This window comes from Clavibacter vidaverae (assembly GCF_047529985.1).
GTDB lineage: Bacteria > Actinomycetota > Actinomycetes > Actinomycetales > Microbacteriaceae > Clavibacter > Clavibacter nebraskensis_A.
In genome coordinates this window covers 261518-275653 of the sequence record NZ_JBLJAM010000002.1, presented here as the reverse complement: position 1 = coordinate 275653, position 14136 = coordinate 261518, and the positions used below count along the sequence as shown (strand labels likewise).

Annotated in this window: 14 protein-coding genes and 2 riboswitches; of the genes, 11 read left to right on the top strand and 3 right to left on the bottom strand. The window is 73.8% G+C overall.

Annotation, left to right across the window (positions count from 1 at the left end):
- Positions 1 to 87: 87 nt before the first annotated feature.
- Positions 88 to 483 (bottom strand): hypothetical protein, encoded by a 396-nt coding sequence (locus tag ACMT9T_RS13965; RefSeq protein WP_414746117.1) that lies wholly within the window; start codon positions 481 to 483, stop codon positions 88 to 90.
- 82 nt (positions 484 to 565) lie between these two features.
- Between ACMT9T_RS13965 and ACMT9T_RS13960 the strand changes: the two genes are divergently transcribed.
- Positions 566 to 1336, top strand: coding sequence for a copper resistance CopC family protein (locus ACMT9T_RS13960; RefSeq protein ID WP_414746116.1), 771 nt, complete (start codon positions 566 to 568; stop codon positions 1334 to 1336).
- A gap of 30 nt (positions 1337 to 1366) precedes the next feature.
- On the opposite strand, the gene ACMT9T_RS13955 is transcribed toward ACMT9T_RS13960, so the two are convergent.
- On the bottom strand, positions 1367 to 1738 hold the full coding sequence (locus ACMT9T_RS13955) for a BlaI/MecI/CopY family transcriptional regulator (protein ID WP_414746115.1): 372 nt from the start codon (positions 1736 to 1738) through the stop codon (positions 1367 to 1369).
- 115 nt (positions 1739 to 1853) lie between these two features.
- Between ACMT9T_RS13955 and ACMT9T_RS13950 the strand changes: the two genes are divergently transcribed.
- The 10 genes from ACMT9T_RS13950 (at position 1854) to ACMT9T_RS13905 (ending at position 12473) form a co-directional block, all read left to right on the top strand.
- Positions 1854 to 2309, top strand: a complete 456-nt coding sequence (locus tag ACMT9T_RS13950) for an SseB family protein (RefSeq protein WP_414746114.1) — start codon at positions 1854 to 1856, stop codon at positions 2307 to 2309.
- Positions 2310 to 2458: 149 nt separating this feature from the next.
- Positions 2459 to 2545: riboswitch (glycine riboswitch) on the top strand.
- Between the two features lies 1 nt (position 2546).
- A riboswitch (glycine riboswitch) is annotated at positions 2547 to 2640 on the top strand.
- Positions 2641 to 2683: 43 nt separating this feature from the next.
- On the top strand, positions 2684 to 3889 hold the full coding sequence (gcvT, locus tag ACMT9T_RS13945) for a glycine cleavage system aminomethyltransferase GcvT (RefSeq protein ID WP_414746113.1): 1206 nt from the start codon (positions 2684 to 2686) through the stop codon (positions 3887 to 3889).
- Positions 3886 to 4257 carry a glycine cleavage system protein GcvH gene (gene gcvH, locus ACMT9T_RS13940; RefSeq protein WP_063072618.1) on the top strand — a complete coding sequence of 124 codons (372 nt, stop codon included), beginning with the start codon at positions 3886 to 3888 and terminating at the stop codon, positions 4255 to 4257. Before gcvT ends, gcvH begins: the two co-directional genes overlap by 4 nt.
- On the top strand, positions 4254 to 7229 hold the full coding sequence (gene gcvP, locus ACMT9T_RS13935) for an aminomethyl-transferring glycine dehydrogenase (protein WP_414746112.1): 2976 nt from the start codon (positions 4254 to 4256) through the stop codon (positions 7227 to 7229). The genes gcvH and gcvP overlap by 4 nt, the downstream gene beginning before the upstream one ends.
- Before the next feature lie 230 nt (positions 7230 to 7459).
- Complete coding sequence (locus ACMT9T_RS13930) at positions 7460 to 8221, top strand: HAD family hydrolase (protein WP_414746111.1); 762 nt, start codon at positions 7460 to 7462, stop codon at positions 8219 to 8221.
- The gene (gene phnD / locus ACMT9T_RS13925) at positions 8218 to 9195 is read left to right on the top strand and encodes a phosphate/phosphite/phosphonate ABC transporter substrate-binding protein (RefSeq protein WP_414746110.1); all 978 of its coding nucleotides are present in this window, start codon (positions 8218 to 8220) and stop codon (positions 9193 to 9195) included. The genes ACMT9T_RS13930 and phnD overlap by 4 nt, the downstream gene beginning before the upstream one ends.
- Positions 9196 to 9198: 3 nt before the next feature.
- Complete coding sequence (gene phnC, locus ACMT9T_RS13920; RefSeq protein ID WP_414746109.1) at positions 9199 to 10020, top strand: phosphonate ABC transporter ATP-binding protein; 822 nt, start codon at positions 9199 to 9201, stop codon at positions 10018 to 10020.
- Positions 10017 to 10811, top strand: a complete 795-nt coding sequence (phnE, locus tag ACMT9T_RS13915; protein ID WP_414746108.1) for a phosphonate ABC transporter, permease protein PhnE — start codon at positions 10017 to 10019, stop codon at positions 10809 to 10811. Before phnC ends, phnE (ACMT9T_RS13915) begins: the two co-directional genes overlap by 4 nt.
- Positions 10808 to 11614, top strand: a complete 807-nt coding sequence (gene phnE, locus ACMT9T_RS13910; protein WP_414746107.1) for a phosphonate ABC transporter, permease protein PhnE — start codon at positions 10808 to 10810, stop codon at positions 11612 to 11614. Before phnE (ACMT9T_RS13915) ends, phnE (ACMT9T_RS13910) begins: the two co-directional genes overlap by 4 nt.
- Entirely contained in the window at positions 11601 to 12473 is an 873-nt protein-coding gene (locus ACMT9T_RS13905; RefSeq protein WP_414746106.1) for a MurR/RpiR family transcriptional regulator, read from the top strand. The genes phnE (ACMT9T_RS13910) and ACMT9T_RS13905 overlap by 14 nt, the downstream gene beginning before the upstream one ends.
- Positions 12474 to 12518: 45 nt before the next feature.
- Here ACMT9T_RS13905 and ACMT9T_RS13900 read toward each other — a convergent pair whose 3' ends face one another.
- Complete coding sequence (locus tag ACMT9T_RS13900) at positions 12519 to 14132, bottom strand: solute symporter family protein (RefSeq protein ID WP_414746401.1); 1614 nt, start codon at positions 14130 to 14132, stop codon at positions 12519 to 12521.
- Positions 14133 to 14136 lie beyond the last annotated feature (4 nt).

The window sequence follows — 14136 nt, the reverse complement described above, 5'->3', positions numbered from 1 at the left end:
CCTCGTGCTCGGGGCGGGCGTGCTCCGCCCGCCGTCCCTCCACCCTGCCCCGTCAGCCGTCGTCGCCGCGAGGGCCGGGCGCGTCGGTCAGGGCACGTACTCCTGCGACCAGTAGTCGGCCTGCACGACGAGGTCCGACCCGTGCACCTCCGCCCGCAGCGAGACGGTGCGCGGATCCCAGAGGGTCCCGGGGACGCGCGCCTGCGGGGTGGTCCCCAGCGCGGACGCGAGGTCGTCCGGCGTCATCTCCGCGGGCGGGCGCACGGTGAGGAGCAGCCAGCATCCCCCGGAGGCGCACTCGGTGCTCTCGTCGAGCACCTCGCTGCCCTCGGGGAGGGCGATCGACGAGGCCGCCGGCACGTCGCCCTCCGTGGCGAACACGGCCAGCATCGCGTACCGCCCGAGCGCCCCGAGCACGAGCACGGGGACGACGATCGCGAGCGCGATCAGGATCCGCCGTCGGCGGGAGCGGGTGTCGTCCATCGCTGGTCACCCTAGCGAGCGCGGTCACGACGCAGGCCGGGCGGCCATCGCCGCGCCCGCCCGCGCGGGGGATGATGGACCCATGGCGTCTCCGCTCCACCCCCGCACCCCGTCCGCCCTCCGTCGCGCCGCGCTCGCCGCGGGGGCGGCCGCGCTCGTGCTGGGCGGTGCGCTGATCCCGGCGAGCGGCGCCTCCGCGCACGACCGGCTCGTGGGATCCACCCCCGCGGCCGACGCGACCGTCACGGCCGAGCCCGGCACCGTCGCGCTCGACTTCAGCGAGGACCTCCTCGCGCTCGACGCGCAGGCCTCGGGCTTCGCCATCCAGGTGGTCAACGCCTCGGACGGCTCCTTCCACCAGGACGGCTGCGTCACGGTCGACGGATCCACCGCCACGAGCCGCATCGCGCTCGGCACGGCGGGCACGTACCAGGTCACGTGGCGCGCGGTCTCGAGCGACAGCCACCCCATCGACGGCACCTACTCCTTCACCTACGCGCCGACGGGCGACACGACCGGCACCCCCTCCATCGCCGCGGCCCCCGCCTGCGGCGACGCGTGGGCGGGCAGCGCGGCCACCGCGACGCCCGAGCCCGAGGGCACCATGACGACGCAGGGCGCCGAGTCCGTCGCACCGGCGCCCACCGCGGACGCGCAGTCCGGCGAGTCCGTGCCGCTGGCCGACGCCGCCGAGACCACCCCGGTGTGGGTCTTCGTGCTCATCGGCTTCGCGATCCTCGCGGCCGCCGTGCTCGTGGTCCTCGGCGTCGTGCGCCGCTCGTCGCGCCGCTTCCCGGGCGAGGACGGCCGCAGCGTCGGCGGGCCGACGGACGGCGCGGACGACCCGCGCTAGCCGCCGCCGGACCGGGCCCCGGCGCGGGACCTAGGCCGGGTCGTCGGCGCCGAGCGCGCGGCGGAGGGCCGTGAGGTCGTCCCCGTCGAGCGTGCCGGCGAAGCGCAGCAGCGCGGCCTCGCGGTCCTTCGTGGCCGCGAGCGCGCCCGACATGAGCGACGCCGCGTGGTCGGTGCGGGTGCGCGCGGGCGCGAACGTGAGCGCGCGCGCCTCGTCGGAGCGCACCACGAGGCCCTTCTGGCCGAGGCGGTCGAGCACCGTGAGGACGGTCGTGAGCGCGGGTCGCGGATCCGGGATGCGGGCGACGACGTCCTTGGCCGTGACGGGCTCGTCGGCGTCCCAGAGGACGTCCATGATGGCGGCCTCGAGCTCACCGCGGGGTCGCTGGCGTCCGATCGGCACGGCGGCTCCCCTCGGGTCGGGCGGCGGGAATGAAAGGACGATCCTAACTCCGCCGAGGCCCGCACCGGCCGCCGCGGTCAGGCACCGTCCCGCCGGATCGGGCACGATGGGGTGCATGACCGATTCACAGGACCGAGAGCCCACCCCCCTCGAGCAGGCCATCGCGCGCGGCCAGGCCGGCGAGTCCGACATGACCGCCGTCCTCACCGAGTTCATCAACACCGTGGTCGTCGTCCCGACCGCCACGCCCCTGACCCCCGAGACCGACCAGCTCCAGCCGGTCCTCTTCGACCGCGAGGGCGTGCCCATGCTCGCCGCGTTCACGCACGAGGACCGCATCGACGAGAAGGTGACGAGCGTCGCCGACCACGTCGCCACGATCCCCGCCGCCGAGCTCGTGCAGGCCATCCCCGCGGGCACCGGCCTCGTCATCAACGTCGGCACCACGGACGGCTTCGAGATGATGCCCGAGGGCGTCGCGCAGCTCGCCGACGACGTGCGCCGCGTCATCGACCAGGACGAGGACGGCGCCCCGCAGGCGCCCGCCGCGCCCTCGCCCGACGCGATCTGATCCCCGCGGGCCCGCCCGCCCCGACGCCGCCGCATCCACGGATGCGGCGGCGTCGTCGCGTCCGGCCGCCGCGTCGGCCGCGTCGGCGGCCGGATCGTCACACGCCGGAAACGTCTCGCTCGATATGCTGATCCCCGTAACACGGCCGCGCACGCATCGCGGGAGAGCTCCTCCGGGAGCACCGAAGGAGCAAGCCTCCCCGCCAATCTCTCAGGTCCACGTACCGCGATGCACTGGCCACTCTGAAAAGCAGCCGCCCCGCGCGGCTCGCCCACGGTGAAAGCACCGTCCTCGGACGGCGCGAAGCTCTCAGGCACATGACAGAGGGGGAGTCCCGCATCCGGCGTCCGCGCCGGTCACGACCGGAGGACTCCATGCCCGACGCACCCGCCGACGCCGCCCAGGCGCCGCCCCGCCGCTCTCCGCTGCACGCCGTGCACGAGGCCGCCGGTGCCTCCTTCACCGACTTCGCCGGCTGGCTCATGCCCGTCCGCTACACGAGCGACCTCGCCGAGCACCGCGCCGTGCGCGAGGCGGCCGGGATCTTCGACATCTCGCACATGGCCGAGATCGAGGTCACCGGATCCGGCGCCGCCGCGTTCCTCGACGCCACGCTCGCCGGTCGCCTCTCCGCGCTCGTCGAGGGCCAGGCGAAGTACACGCTCCTGCTGGATCCCTCGGGCGGCATCGTCGACGACCTCATCGTCTACCGCACGGGCCCCGAGGCCTTCCTCGTGGTCGCGAACGCGGGCAACCGCCACCCCGTCGTCGAGGTCCTCACGGCCGAGGCCGCGGGCGTCGACGGCCTCATCGTGCGCGACGCGAGCGACGAGGTCTCCCTCATCGCCGTGCAGGGCCCGGTGTCGCGCGCGATCCTCGAGGCCACCGCCGGCCTCGAGCCCGCCGCGCCCCTCGCCGACCTCCGCTACTATCGCGCCACCCCGGCGACCTTCGACGGCGCCGAGCTGCTGATCGCCCGCACCGGCTACACGGGCGAGGACGGCTACGAGCTCTACATCGCCGCCGACCGCGCCGTCGCGCTGTGGGAGGCGCTCGTGACGGCCGGATCCCCGCTCGGCCTCGTGCCCGCGGGCCTCGCGAGCCGCGACACGCTCCGCCTCGAGGCGGGCATGCCGCTCTACGGCCACGAGCTCGGCCTCCGCACGCTGCCCGTGCAGGCCGGCCTCGGCCGCGTCGTCGCGCTCGCCAAGGAGGGCGACTTCCGCGGCCGCGCCGCCGTCGAGAAGGGCCCGGATCCCGTCGCCCGCGTGCTCGTCGGCCTCGTCACCGAGGGCCGTCGCGCGCCCCGCGCCGACTACCCCGTCTACGAGGAGGAGGCCGCGGGATCCGACGCCGCCGCCCTCGAGGCCGTCATGGACGCGACCGAGGGCGCCGTCGCGCCCGTCGGCATCGTCACGAGCGGCGCCCTGTCGCCCACGCTCGGCCACCCCGTCGCCATGGCGTACGTGGATCCCGCGCTCGCCGCCCCCGGCACGCGCCTCACCGTCGACGTCCGCGGCACGCGCGTGCCCGCCACCGTCGTGACCCTCCCCTTCTACTCGCGAAAGGCCCTCGCATGACCGACCAGACCAGCCTCCAGTACACCGCCGAGCACGAGTGGGTGCAGGTCGACGGCGACGTCGCGACCGTCGGCATCACGGCCTACGCCGCCGACAAGCTCGGCGACGTCGTCTTCGTCGAGCTGCCCGCCGTGGGCGACGAGCTCGCCGGTGGCGAGGTCGTCGGCGAGATCGAGTCGACCAAGTCGGTCGGCGAGCTCTTCGCGCCCATCGACGGCACGGTCACCGAGGTCAACGAGGAGGTCGTCGCCTCGCCCGACCTCGTGAACAGCGACCCGTTCGGATCCGGCTGGCTCGTCAAGGTGCGCTTCGAGGCGCTCCCGACGCTCCTCAGCCACGACGAGTACGTCGCGCTGGTGGGCGAGTGACCGCCGCCGACGCCGGCACGCGCCCGGCCGCTCCCGCTCCCGCCGCCGCGCCCGACATCGCGGAGGAGTCGTCGACCTTCGCGCCCGGCGCGTTCGGCGCCCGCCACATCGGCATCGACTCCGAGGCGCGCGCCACCATGCTCGGCGTCCTCGGCCACGACTCCATCCCGTCCCTCCTCGCGAAGGCCGTGCCCGAGTCGATCCAGGTCGACCGCTTCCGCACCGAGGGCGACTCCGTGCTGCCCGAGGCGGCCACCGAGCGCGACGCCCTCGCCGAGCTCCGCCGCATCGCCAGCCGCAACCGCGTGCGCACGTCGATGATCGGCCTCGGCTACCACGACACGATCACGCCCGCCGTGATCACCCGCAACGTGCTCGAGAACCCGAGCTGGTACACGGCCTACACGCCGTACCAGCCGGAGATCTCGCAGGGCCGCCTCGAGGCGCTCATCAACTTCCAGACGATGGTCGCCGAGCTGTCCGGCCTCGCGACTGCCAACGCGTCCATGCTCGACGAGGCGACCGCCGTCGTCGAGGGCATGCTGCTCGCGCGCCGCGCCTCCAAGGCGAAGACGCCCGTCTTCCTCATCGACGCCGACGCCCTGCCGCAGACGCGCGCGCTCCTGGACAGCCGCGCCGCCGCGCTCGGCATCGAGCTGGTCGCGCACGACCTCGCCACGGTGGATCCCGCCGAGCTGCCCGACGCGTTCGGCGCCTTCATCCAGTACCCCGGCGCCTCCGGCCGGATCTTCGACCCCAGCGCCGTCATCGCGCGCGTGCACGAGGCGGGCGGCCTCGCGGTCGTCGCGGCCGACCTGCTCGCCCTCACGGTCATCACGTCGCCCGGCGAGCTCGGCGCGGACATCGCGGTCGGCACCTCGCAGCGCTTCGGCGTGCCCATGGGCTTCGGCGGTCCGCACGCGGGCTACCTCGCGGTGCGCGCCGGCCTCGAGCGCCAGATGCCCGGCCGCCTCGTGGGCGTCAGCCAGGACGCGGCCGGCCACCCCGCGTACCGGCTCTCGCTGCAGACGCGCGAGCAGCACATCCGCCGCGAGAAGGCCACCAGCAACATCTGCACGGCGCAGGTGCTCCTCGCCGTCATGGCCTCGATGTACGCCGTCTACCACGGGCCGAAGGGCCTCCGCGTGATCGCGCGCCAGGCGAACCGGGGCGCCCGCCGCCTGGTCCGCTCGCTCGCGACGGTCGGCATCGAGCCGATCCACGCCGCCTACTTCGACACCGTGCGCGTCTCCGTGCCCGGCCGCGCCGACGAGATCCTCGCGGCCGCCGCCCGAGGCGGGGTCAACCTGCTCCGCGTGGACGCCGACACGCTCGGCTTCAGCGTCGACGAGGCCACGCGCCCCGAGGATCTCGCCGTCGTCGCGCGCGCGTTCGGCGCCGAGCTCGCGGAGGACGAGGGCGCGACCGGCGACCTGTCGTCGATCCCCGAGGCGTCGATCCGCACGAGCGAGTACCTCACGCACGCCGTCTTCTCCACGCACCGCTCCGAGACCGGCATGATGCGCTACCTCAAGCGCCTCTCCGACAAGGACTACGCGCTCGACCGCGGCATGATCCCGCTCGGCTCCTGCACCATGAAGCTCAACGCGGCCACCGAGATGGAGGCGGTGACCTGGCCCGAGTTCCAGGCCATCCACCCCTACGCGCCGGCCGACGACGTCGAGGGCTACCTCGAGCTGGTCCTCCAGCTGGAGACCTGGCTCGCCGACGTCACGGGCTACGACACCGTGAGCCTCCAGCCGAACGCGGGCAGCCAGGGCGAGCTCGCGGGCCTCCTCGCGATCCGCGGCTACCACCTCGCGAACGGCGACACCCAGCGCACCGTCTGCCTCATCCCGCAGAGCGCGCACGGCACGAACGCGGCCAGCGCCGTGCTCGCCGGGATGCGCGTCGTGGTCGTCGCGTGCGACGAGCTCGGCAACGTCGACGTGGACGACCTCCGCGCCAAGATCGCCGCCCACCGCGACGAGCTCGCGGGCCTCATGATCACGTACCCCTCCACCCACGGCGTCTACGAGCACGAGGTCGGCGCGATCTGCGAGGCCGTGCACGAGGCCGGCGGTCAGGTCTACGTCGACGGCGCGAACCTCAACGCGCTGCTCGGCTTCGCCCGGTTCGGCGACTTCGGCGGCGACGTCTCGCACCTCAACCTGCACAAGACGTTCTGCATCCCGCACGGCGGCGGCGGACCCGGCGTCGGCCCGGTCGCGGCGAAGGCGCACCTCGCGCCCTTCCTGCCCGGCCACCCGCAGGCGCAGCGCAACGTGCACGCGCTCGTGCAGGATGGCGTCGTCTCCACGATCGAGCACGGCGGCGCCCCGGTGTCGGCCGCGCCGTACGGATCCCCGAGCATCCTCCCGATCAGCTGGGCCTACGTCCGCATGATGGGCGCCGAGGGCCTGAAGCAGGCCACCGGTGCGGCGGTCCTCTCGGCGAACTACATCGCCGCGCGCCTCCGCGACCACTACCCCGTGCTCTACGCGGGGGAGGACGGCCTCGTCGCGCACGAGTGCATCCTCGACCTGCGCCCGCTCACGGCCGCGACCGGCGTGACGGTGGACGACGTGGCCAAGCGCCTCGTCGACTACGGCTTCCACGCGCCCACCATGAGCTTCCCGGTCCCGGGCACGCTCATGGTCGAGCCGACGGAGAGCGAGGACCTCGCCGAGGTCGAGCGCTTCATCGCCGCGATGATCGGCATCAAGCAGGAGGCCGACTCGGTCGCCGCGGGCGAGTGGCCGGCCGACGACAACCCGCTCCGGAACGCGCCGCACACCGCGGAGTCGGTCATCGCGGGGGAGTGGACGCACGCCTACACGCGCGAGCGCGCCGTCTACCCGGTGTCGACCCTCGTGCGCGACAAGTACTGGCCGCCGGTGCGCCGCATCGACCAGGCGTACGGCGACCGCAACCTGTTCTGCGCCTGCCCGCCGCCGGAGGCGTTCGCCTGATCCGACGCAGCTGACGCACGCACCGCCGAGGGCGGCGGGACCCACCGGTCCCGCCGCCCTCGGCGCGTCTCGCCCTCCCGACCCCGCGCACGACCCCGCGCCCGGTCGCGTTCACGCGACGTTCACCCGCGGAAGGTCATCGCGTCGATACGCACTGCATATCGTGGACGCTGCGTCCACAGGGTCCCGGCGCGGATCCCCCGAACCGGGCGCGGAGACGAGCTTCCCCCGTGAGCACACCCGGCCGGACCATCGTGTTCGACTTCGACGGCACCGTCTCCCTCGGCGACGGCCCGGTGCTCCGCTACGCCCATCACGTCTCCGAGACCCTGGCCGGCGGCGCACGCGCCCGGTTCGCCGCCGCCCTCGCCGCGGGCCTGCCGCACGTGGGTCGCGCCTCCGGGGCGGTCGACGGCTACGCCCTCGTGCAGGGCCTCGCCGCCGACCACGACGTGCCCGCGCGGCTCCTGTCCGCGGCCTTCCTCGCCAGCCGCGCCGAGCTCGGCGGCCCGCACGCGCCGGTGCTCGCGCCCGACGGCCTCGCCGCCTTCCTCCGGGGCCTCGCCGGACGGGTCCGCCGGGTCCTGGTCACGAACTCGCCCGACGTCCGGATCCCGGAGGCGCTCGCCGCGCTCGGCCTCGACGGCGCCTTCGACGAGGTCATCACGGGCGCGGGCAAGCCCGCCGGGATGCCCGCGGTCCTCGACCGCGTCGACCCGGGTCCCGCCGCCGGTCCCGCCGCCGCCCGCCTCCTCAGCGTCGGCGACCTCTGGGTCAACGACCTCGAGCCGGCGCACGCCCGCGGCTTCAGCACCGCGCTCGTCGGCGCCGGCGCCGCCGCTGGCCCCGGCGGCACCGGCGACGCCCGGCCCACCTTCCGCGCCGCCACCGTGGCGGACCTCTACGCCGACATCGACGCCTGGCTCGACGCGGATCCCTCCTCTCCCTCCTCCCTCCCCGCCGCTCCCCACGGAAAGCAGATGCACCCATGAAGAAGACCGCCATCCAGGTCCTGGCCCTCGGGGCCGTGGCCGCCCTCGCGCTCACCGGCTGCTCCGCCGGATCCGGGTCCGACGCGTCCGGCACGCCCGCCGCCGCCGCCGATCCCACCTCCCTCACGCTCGCGCTCGTCCCGTCGCAGGACCAGGACGGCCTCGTCGAGACCGCCGCCCCGCTCACCGACATGCTCACGAAGGCGCTCGGGATCCCCGTCACCGGCGTGGTGGCGAAGGACTACCAGGCCGCGGTCGAGGCGATGGGCGCCGACCAGGCGCAGATCGGCTTCCTGCCCTCGCTCCAGCTCTGGCAGGCGAGCGACATGTACAAGGCCAAGGTCGTCCTGCAGACCGAGCGCAACGGGAACATCACCTACCCCGCCCAGTTCATGACGAACGACCCCGACAAGTACTGCGACGACGCGCCCGTCGAGCGCGACGGCATGCTCTTCTGCAACGGCGCCGACGCGATGTCGGGTCCCCAGGGCCTCGACTCCATCACGAAGGTGAAGGACGCGAAGGTCGCCGTCCTCGGCCCGGGCTCGCCCGCCGGCTACATCTACCCGATGCTCGCGCTCAAGGACGCCGGGCTCGACATCGACTCCGACATCCAGCGGATCCCCGTCACGGCCAACGACGCCTCCGTGCTCGCGGTCTACAACGGCGACGCCGAGGTCGGCTTCAGCTTCTGGGACGCCCGCACCATCGTGAAGAAGGACAAGCCCGACGTGGGGCAGAAGGTCGTCGTCTTCGCCATGACGGACGAGATCCCCAACGACGGCGTCGCGGTCTCCGGCTCGCTCTCGCCGGAGCTGCAGGACAAGATCACGACGGCCCTCGCCGACTACTCGGCCACGCCGGAAGGATCCGCGGCCCTCACCGCCGTCTACTCGATCACGAAGCTCGCGCCCGCCGACCCGTCCTCGCTCGACGTCGTCGCCCGCGCCGCCCAGTCGCTCGGTCTGCGGTAGCCGATGCCCGCCACCCGCTCCCTCGCGGAGGCCGACGCGCTCGCTCCGGCCTCCGCGCCGTGGGCGGTGCGCCTCCGCGGCGTCACCGTCCGCTACCCCAACGGGGTCGTCGCCCTCAAGGACGTCTCGCTCGACATCGCCGGCGGCGAGATGGTCTCGATCGTCGGGCTGTCCGGATCCGGCAAGTCGAGCCTCATCCGCACCATCAACGGCCTCGTCCCCGTCTCCTCGGGCGAGGTCGAGGTCGGCGGCACGCGCGTCGACGGCCTCGCGGGCCGGCGCCTGCGGGCCCTCCGCGGCGACATCGGCATGATCTTCCAGGGCTTCAACCTGGCCAAGCGCACGAGCGTGCTGAACAACGTCCTCGTCGGACGGCTCGCGCACACGCCCGGATGGCGCACCTTCCTCGGGCTCCCCACGGCGGCGGACCGGGAGATCGCGTTCCAGGCGCTCGAGAGCGTCGGGATCCTCGCGAAGGTCTGGGACCGCGCGTCCACCCTCTCGGGCGGCCAGCAGCAGCGCGTCGCCATCGCGCGGGCGCTGGCGCAGCGGCCCCGCCTCGTCCTCGCCGACGAGCCCGTCGCGAGCCTCGACCCGCCGACCGCGCACGGGGTCATGGGCGACCTCCGCCGCATCAACCGCGAGCTCGGGATCACCGTGCTCACGAACCTGCACCTGCTCGACCTCGCGCGCGGCTACGGCGACCGGATGATCGGCCTCCGGGCGGGCGAGGTCGTCTACGACGGCCCCGCCGCGACCGCGGGCGACGACGTGTTCGAGGCGATCTACGGCCGGTCGATCCGGCCGGAGGACACCCTCGGATGAGCGTCCGCGAGCTCCCGCCGCGGCCGGCCGGACGCTGGCGGCCGTGGGTCGCGCTCGTCGTGGTGCTCGGGATCACCGCCGTCGCGATGAGCCCGCAGCTCGGCGTCGCGTTCGGGTTCGACGCCGTCGCCCGCAACTGGCGCAACGGCGCCGACAAGCTGGTGCGGCTGTTCCAGCCCGACTGGGCGTTCTTCCCCCGCACGGTCGCGCCGATGGTCGAGACCCTCGCCATGGCCGTCATCGCCACGGTGGCGGGCTCGGCGGTCGCGTTGCCGCTGAGCCTCTGGGCCGCGCGACTGACGAACCCGCACCCCGTGAGCCGGGGCGTCCTCCGCGCCGTGCTCAACGTGGTGCGCGCCGTGCCCGAGCTCCTCTACGCCACGCTGCTCGTCGCCATGGTGGGCGTCGGCGCGCTGCCGGGCATCATCGCGCTCGTCCTCTTCAACGTCGGCATCATCGTGAAGCTCGTCTCGGAGGCCATCGAGTCCAACGACGCCGGGCCCCTCGAGGCCGGTCGCGCTGCCGGCGGCACACGCATGCAGGTCGACCGCGCCGTGGCCCTCCCGGACGTGCTCCCCGGCTTCGTCGGCCAGGCGCTCTACGTGCTCGAGCTCAACGTCCGCGCCTCCACCGTGCTCGGCCTGGTCGGCGCGGGCGGCATCGGCCTCCTCATCGACGCCGTGCGCACCTTCTACCGCTACGACCAGCTCGCGCTGATCGTGCTCGAGATCCTCGTGATCGTCGTCGCCATCGACCTCGTCTCGAACGAGATCAGGAAGAGGATCGCATGAGCCTCGCCGTGCCCGTCCGTCCCCGCCGCCCGGGGCGCGCGATCGCCGTCGCGGGCGTCACCGCCGTCGTGGTCGTCGCCTGCTGGTCGGCCGACGTCGCCTGGGACCGCCTCGGCGACCTCCCCGCGGAGGTCGTCCGCTACCTGTGGCTCATGTTCGCGAGTCCCGACTGGGCGAAGCTGCCCGAGGCCCTGGCGCAGACGTGGATCTCCGTGCTCATGGCCTGGGTCGGCACCGTCCTCGGCGTCATCGTCTCGGTCCCGCTGGCGTTCGTCGCGGCCCGCGGCTTCGCGCCGGCGGCGGTGCGCTGGCCGCTCAGGATCCTGTTCTCCGCCATCCGCGCGGTCCCCGAGATCATCACCGCGATCATCATCCTGTCCGTCACCGGGCTCACCCCGCTCACCGGCGCGCTCGCGCTCGCCGTCTCGAGCATCGGGACGCTCGGCAAGTGGGGCTACGAGTCCGTGGAGGGCGTGGACCGCGGCCCGCTCGAGGCGGTGCGCGCGGCCGGCGGCGGCGCCTGGTCGGTCATCCGCTGGGGCGTGTGGCCGCAGGCGAGCGGCGAGTTCCTCTCCTTCTGGCTGTACCGGTTCGAGATCAACGTGCGCGCGTCGGCGGTCCTCGGCCTCATCGGCGTCGGCGGGATCGGCGACATGCTCACCTCCTACACTCAGTACCGGGAGTGGCCGACCGTCGGCGTCCTCCTCATCGTGGTGGTCGCCGTCACCATGTCGATCGACGCGATCTCGGGAGCCATCCGCCGCCGGATCACCGAGGGGGCGAGGGTCCGTGCAGTGGAGTGACGACGTCGGGCCCACCACGCGCATCGCCACCGTGGTCAACGCCCTGCAGCCGAGCGAGCGCCGCGTCGTGCAGCTGATCCTCGACGACACCGAGGGCGTGGTGGAGATCACCGCCCAGGAGCTCGCCGACCGGGCCGGCGTCGCCCGGTCCACCGTGGTGCGCTCCTGCCAGAGCCTCGGCTACCGCGGGTACCCGCAGCTGCGCGTCGCCCTCACCCGCGAGCTCGCCCGGAGCTCGGCCCGCGCGTCGACCGCCGCGGGGGACGACGCCCACGGCACCAGCGCCCTCGGCCGGATCCGCTCCGACCTCGACGCGCTCGCCGCCGCCCTCCCGCGCATCGCGAGCGTGCTCTCGGAGGAGGAGGTGGAGGCCGCCGTGGCGCGCGTCGTCGGCGCCCGCCGGCTCGTGATCGTCGCGAGCGGCCTGTCGTCGCCGCTCGCCCTCGACCTCTCCCTGCGCCTCACGGCCGTCGGCCGCCCGGCGGAGCACGTCGCCGACCCCATCGGCCAGCAGATCGCCGTCAGCCGCCTGGGCGCGGACGACCTCGTGCTCGTCATCAGCGGCAGCGGCGCCAACGAGCTGAGCCTCCGGGCCGCGCGATCCGCCCGGGCGTCGGGCGCGGGGATCGTCGTGGTCACCTCGTTCGCGACCTCGCCCATCGGCGCCCTCGCCGACGTCGCCCTCGTCGTGGCGCCCGCGAAGGCCGGGTTCCGGCACGAGGTGGAGCACACCTCGCGGATCCCGCATGTGATCGTGCTGGAGTCGCTCGTCGAGATCGTCGCCGACCGCCTCGGGTCCACCGCCGTCGACACCCGCGCGGGCGTGCTCGCCATCCTCAGCGACGCCCTCAGCGACTGACCGCCGCCCGGGTCGCCGCGTCGGCGGCGCCCGGGCGGCCGGCCCCTAGTGCTCGGTCGCCTTCTCCGCGCCGTGCCCGGTGAGCGACCGGACGTCCATCTCGGCCGCGACGAGCGGGTCCTCCTTGCGCGTGGAGGTCACCGTCCCGATCCAGCCGAGCAGGAACCCGACGGGGATCGACACGATGCCGGGGTTGCTCAGCGGGAACCACGAGAAGTCGGCCCCCGGGATCATCGACGTCTCGGCTCCCGAGACGACGGGCGAGAACGCGATCAGCACGAGCGCCGTCCCCAGCCCGCCGTACATGCTGAGCACGGCGCCCCGCGTGGAGAACCGCCGCCAGTAGAGGGAGTACAGGATCGTCGGCAGGTTCGCGCTCGCCGCCACCGCGAACGCGAGCGCCACGAGGAACGCCACGTTCTGCCCGTTCGCGCCGATGCCCGCGACGATCGAGACGATGCCGATCACGACCACCGTGATCCGCGCGACCCGCACCTCGCCGTTCGGCGACACCTTCCCCTTCTTGATGACGCTCGCGTACACGTCGTGCGCGAAGGACGCCGCCGCCGTGATGGTGAGCCCGGCGACCACCGCCAGGATCGTGGCGAACGCGACCGCCGCGATGATCCCGAGCAGGATCGGCCCGCCGAGCTCCAGCGCCAGCAGGGGAGCGGCGGAGTTCACGCCGCCAGGCGCCGCGAGGATCCGCTCGCTCCCGAGCAGCGCGCCCGCCCCGTACCCGAGCACCAGCGTGAAGAGGTAGAAGATCCCGATGAGCCAGATCGCCCAGACGACGCTGCGCCGCGCCTCCTTCGCCGTCGGCACCGTGTAGAAGCGCATGAGCACGTGGGGGAGGCCCGCCGTGCCGAGCACCAGCGCGAGCGCGAGAGACAGGAAGTCGAGCTTCGTGATCCCGGTGAGGCCGTACTGGTTGCCCGGCTCGAGCACGGGCTTGTCGGTCGCGGCGGCCGCGGCGCCCAGCAGCTCCGACACGTTGAACCCGTGGATCGCGAGCACCCACACGGTCATCACGGCGGCGCCCGCGATGAGCAGGCACGCCTTGATGATCTGCACCCAGGTCGTGCCCTTCATCCCGCCGACGAGCACGTAGACGATCATGAGCGCGCCGACGACCGCGATCACGAGCGACTGCCCGAGCCGGTCGTCGATCCCGAGCAGCAGCGAGACGAGCCCGCCCGCGCCCGCCATCTGCGCGAGCAGGTAGAAGAAGCAGACCGCGAGCGTCGTGGTCGCCGCCGCGAGCCGCACGGGCCGCTGCTTGAGTCGGAAGCTCAGCACGTCGGCCATCGTGAACTTGCCCGTGTTGCGCATGAGCTCGGCCACCAGCAGCAGCGCCACGAGCCACGCGACCAGGAACCCGATCGAGTAGAGGAAGCCGTCGTAGCCGTTGATCGCGATGGCACCCACGATCCCGAGGAACGACGCCGCCGAGAGGTAGTCGCCCGCGATGGCGGTGCCGTTCTGCGGTCCGGTGAACGAGCGGCCGGCCGCGTAGTAGTCGGCCGCCGTCGAGTTGTTGCGGCTCGCGCGGAACACGATCACGAGCGTGATGACCACGAACGCCCCGAAGATCGAGATGTTGAGGACGGGGTCGCCCGTGTCGGTGGTGGGCGTCGCCGCCGTCACGGCGGGGGGCAGGGCG